General features: G+C 72.4%; 1 protein-coding gene. It reads left to right on the forward strand.

What is annotated here, in order from left to right:
• On the forward strand, positions 1-1933 hold a 1933-nt coding region (locus B100_RS0133495), incomplete at both ends, for a beta-ketoacyl synthase N-terminal-like domain-containing protein (protein ID WP_024888689.1).

Consider the following 1933-nt stretch of genomic DNA (forward strand, 5'->3'; position numbering starts at 1 on the left):
GTGGGAGCAGAGCACCGGCCTGACGGCTCACCTCAGCGAGATCGACCAGGCCCGCATGAGCCGCGGCGGTGTCCTACCCCTCACCCCCGCCGAGGCCCTTGCCCTGCTCGACACCGGCCTGCGAGCCGAACACACCCTGCTCGTAGCGATCAAGCTCGACCTGCGGTCCTTGCGCGCCGACGCGGCCTCCGGAGGCACCGTCCCGCACCTGCTGCGCGGCCTGGTGCGCAGTGGCCGCCGCCTCGCACGCGCCGGAGCAGGCGACGGCAGTGACCTGCTCCGGCGCCTCGCCGGACTGCACGATGCCGAACAGGAAGCCGTCCTCCTCGGCATCGTGCAGGCCGAAGCCACCGCGGTCCTCGGCTTCAACGCCGCCGAACTCGCCCAGGGCACACGAGGGTTCAGCGAGATCGGCTTCGACTCGCTCACCGCGGTCGAACTTCGCAACCGGCTCGGCGCCGCCACCGGCGTCAAGCTCCCCGCCACCCTCATCTTCGACTACCCCACCCCGGTGGCACTCGCCCGCTACCTGCGCGAGGAACTCGGCAACGACACGGCCGGCGCCACCACCACCCCCGTCGCCCTCACCGCCGAGCCCGCCGAGCCGATCGCCATCGTCGGCATGGCCTGCCGCCTGCCCGGCGGCGTCGACGACCCCGACGGCCTCTGGCGTCTGGTGGCCGAGGGCCGCGACGGCATGGTGGCCCTCCCGGACGACCGCGGCTGGGACCTCGACGGCCTGTTCGACGCCGACCCCGACAAACCCGGCACGGCCTACGTTCACAAGGGCGGATTCCTGCACAGCGCCGCCCAGTTCGACGCCGGCTTCTTCGGTATCTCGCCGCGCGAGGCGCTCGCCATGGACCCTCAGCAGCGGCTCCTCCTCGAAACCTCGTGGGAGGCCCTGGAGCGGGCCGGCATCGACCCCCGTTCCGCGCGCGGCGACAACATCGGTGTCTTCTCGGGCGTCTCCATCCACGACTACGTCGAGTCCCTCAGCAACATGCCCGACGAACTCGAAGGCTTCGTCACAACGGCCACCGCCGGCAGCGTGGCCTCCGGCCGGGTGTCCTACGTGTTCGGCTTCGAGGGCCCCTCGGTGACCGTCGACACGGCCTGCTCCTCGTCCCTCGTCGCCATCCACCTCGCCGCCCAGGCACTGAGGCAGGGCGAATGCTCGCTCGCCCTCGCAGGCGGTGTCGCCGTCATGGGTTCACCCATCGGACTGCGCGGCATGTCGCGCCAGCGCGGCCTCGCCGCCGACGGCCGGGTCAAGGCGTTCTCGGCCGGTGCCGACGGCACCATCCTGTCCGAGGGCGTCGGCATCGTCGTACTGGAACGCCTCTCGGAGGCCCGCAGGCGCGGCCACCGGGTGCTCGCGGTCGTCCGCAGCTCGGCCGTGAACCAGGACGGCGCGTCGAACGGTATGACCGCCCCCAACGGGCCCTCGCAGCAGCGGGTCATCCGCAAGGCGCTCGCCAACGCTGGCCTCGCCGCGGCCGACATCGACGTCGTGGAGGCGCACGGCACCGGCACGGAGCTCGGCGACCCCATCGAGGCGCAGGCCCTGCTCGCCACGTACGGCCGGGACCGGGACCCGGAGCGCCCGCTCTGGCTGGGCTCGCTCAAGTCCAACGTAGGTCACACGCAGGCCGCGGCCGGTGTCTCCGCCGTGATCAAGATGGTGCAGGCGCTTCGACACGGCATCATGCCGCCCACGCTCAACGTGACGGAACCGACGCCCCAGGTCGACTGGACGGCGGGCGCGGTCGAACTGCTCACCGAGGCCCGCGCGTGGCCGGAGGAGGGCAGGCCGCGCCGCGCCGGTGTCTCCAGTTTCGGCATCAGCGGCACGAACGCGCACCTGATCCTGGAACAGGCACCGCAGGAGCAGTCCGCGGCACCGGCCGCGTCGACCGCCGGAGTGGTTCCG

It is taken from the genome of Streptomyces sp. CNH189 (genome assembly GCF_000527195.1).